The following is a 2,569-nucleotide window of genomic DNA, read 5'->3' on the forward strand; positions in this document are numbered from 1 at the left end:
AAGAAAACCTCCTTTTGATTTAAAATAAAAAAGATAGAACATGAATATGCATATATTTGGAGAATTGAAGTTGACCCTAAAAAAAGCATTTATATCATTGCCGGAATCATGGCTTCAGGAAAAGCAACGATTTCCCAGATGTTGCAGGGCAATTCGATCAGGGTGTTCACGTTCGGGGCGAATATTCCGGAAGATGATTGTCCATGGTCGCATCGATATGTCCTGACGGCAGGGAAGGCGCGGAAGAACGGTTGAGGCTTCGCTACAGGATGGCGGCAAAGGTTGCGGAAATGTACTATCAAGCGGGATTGTTTAGCAGGATATTTATTTAGGAAAAGAAGTAAAGGCTTTTCTTCAAAAATTTGAAGCATCCCCCGTTTACCAGCCATCATCGACAGAGAAAAAACCGCAATAAATCAGGCTGCCGCATCTGGGAGGTTGAAGCCTTTACCACATATCGGAAAAAGCAAATCCGAAAACAGGGCTTTGGATTGATTCATCTGAGTTGACGCCGGAAGAGAGGCGCTGAATGAAATTATAAAGCGGGCGGAACCCGAAGCGCGTCTTGTATCAAAGAAGACTGCAGACAACGCCTGCAGTCTCTTTCGCCGGATGTAGTAAAGGCATTTGTTATGTATTGAATATTTTATCCCGTATTTGAGAATGGATATTGGGATTGAGCAAAAAAATGATCGATTGAAGCTGTTCCTTTTTGTTGATTGAGGGATCTGCGTGATGCTGATGATTATAGCCGCTAAAAATCGCGATCATCGTCGAAGCCAAAACCCTCGGGGGAATTTGGGTCTGAACAATTCCTTCCTCCTGCAGCTGCTCGATCAGCAAAACGAAAAATTGTCTCCACCGTTCATACAATAATGCGATTTTCTTTTCGATTTCCGGATATCTGTGGCTGTTGGCCATAAATTCCAAAAATAAAGCTGTCGTGTGCTCTTTATTTGTTTTTTGAATCAGGTATTCGATTCCTGTCAACAGACCCCTCAAAGTCTTTTTCTGAAAACATTTCATGCTGATCAGAAAACGCTCTTCCATCTGTTCATTCATAATGTGAAGAAATAATGACTCTTTGGATTTAAAGTATAGATAAAACGTAGCTTTTGAATAACCTGCTTCCTTCATGATTTCATCTACCGAGGTTGCCGAATAGCCCTTTTGGGCAAACAGCCGGCAGCCGGCATCTATGATTTTTTGAACCGTATTCATTGTGTTTTTTTTCATTAGCTGTCCTCTCTTCTTTGATTGAAAGTGAATGGGTATGTATGCAGAATATTTAGAAGCGTTAAGCACCGGATGATATTTGTAAAAAGCGCTCCATTCTTTCGCTCAAAATGGAGTCAACAACCTGAGACGGACGCTCTGATATCAAGCATAGCAGTGTCAGGCGGGGACCGCCAAGTGACATAAGGCCGTAATCTCCAATGAATCGACTAAGGTCAAACGGTATGTAAATTCGTCCCAGAGGCGCTTTCCGGATACAAATTTGCCCATTACTTTGTAAAATTCCCAGCATTCATTCTAACATTTACTGCTAAAAACATCACATATATTCTAATTTATTTAATCGAACTTTTCAGTTTTTTATAGGAATGAATAAAATGCCCGGGATCTCCGTTTATTTCAAATGCGAAGACCCCCTGATTTGTATGGAGATAAAGCAGACCTGCGTCAGTGAAGGGCCTGTATGATATGTCATGGATATGTTCCAAACGAAATTGACGGTTTGCGCTTTGGATTTTATCTTTGTATAAATTCAGACGGTGCTTTATTTTCAAATATTTTTGCTGATTGAATTCGATGATCTTTTCTGTTTTATGATAAGAAATCGCGGAAATGACATGCTGCTCTTCCCTCACGTTTATTACCTCCGTATTTTAGGACAGACGAAATCGATATCCCGGACTTTGTCTACATGTTATCTTTTTTCATACGCAAAGGTAAAGCAGCGCGTTTTCCGGAATCACGTCCTTACGGCTTCATCAACCGGTAATATTCATACGAATGGATGGCTAATCCCCTGTAAACGGAAAGGTTTGCATAACGGGAGTCGACGATGTCGAGCTCTTGATTCATTTCGGTTTCCGTTTTTCCAAAAAAAGTTGTATAGGCCTCTGGAACATCCTTCGTTTCTACAGCGACGGAAAAGGGTTTTCCTGTTTTGGCCGCATAATCGGCTTCCCCTTCTGAGATCGAAATGATTCCTGCTGCGGTATTTCGGTAGGCCATCATCGTCACGCCTCCGTCCATCATATCGATCACATGATAAGCCAATTTTTTAGCAGTTCCTTGATAAACATAATCGTATTCCGCTCCGTCCCACCAAAACGGGATTGCCGCGGACACCGGAATCTTCTCCGGCTCAGATGCAGCCTTAGTCTTAAGCTTAGCCAGGAGATCCAAATAGTCTTTGATCAGCGTTTTCCGGGCCTCTTTATCCTTCCATTCGGAGTTTAAATACGGTTCAATATCAAACTGAATACCGGAAAACCTTTTCTCGGCTGAGGAGACCTTTTGATTGAAATCATAAATCTGTTGCATCTGGTTTAGCGCTTCA

The 2,569-nt window shown here is 41.8% G+C and carries 3 protein-coding genes and 1 pseudogene; all 4 read right to left on the reverse strand.

The genetic code is table 11. The features are described from left to right. Nucleotides 1-89 precede the first annotated feature (89 nt). Complete coding sequence (locus V7126_RS23050) at nt 90-371, reverse strand: hypothetical protein (protein WP_175075172.1); 282 nt, start codon at nt 369-371, stop codon at nt 90-92. A gap of 259 nt (nt 372-630) precedes the next feature. Continuing rightward, complete coding sequence (locus V7126_RS23055) at nt 631-1,236, reverse strand: TetR/AcrR family transcriptional regulator (RefSeq protein WP_175075173.1); 606 nt, start codon at nt 1,234-1,236, stop codon at nt 631-633. A 335-nt stretch (nt 1,237-1,571) separates the two neighbouring features. After that, nucleotides 1,572-1,871, reverse strand: coding sequence for a hypothetical protein (locus V7126_RS23060; protein ID WP_046132799.1), 300 nt, complete (start codon nt 1,869-1,871; stop codon nt 1,572-1,574). A 112-nt stretch (nt 1,872-1,983) separates the two neighbouring features. Further along, nucleotides 1,984-2,569 (reverse strand): annotated as a pseudogene (locus V7126_RS23065) (hypothetical protein); the annotation flags it as partial.

The organism is Bacillus sp. JJ675 (assembly GCF_036963165.1).
GTDB classification, from domain to species: domain Bacteria; phylum Bacillota; class Bacilli; order Bacillales; family Bacillaceae; genus Bacillus; species Bacillus glycinifermentans.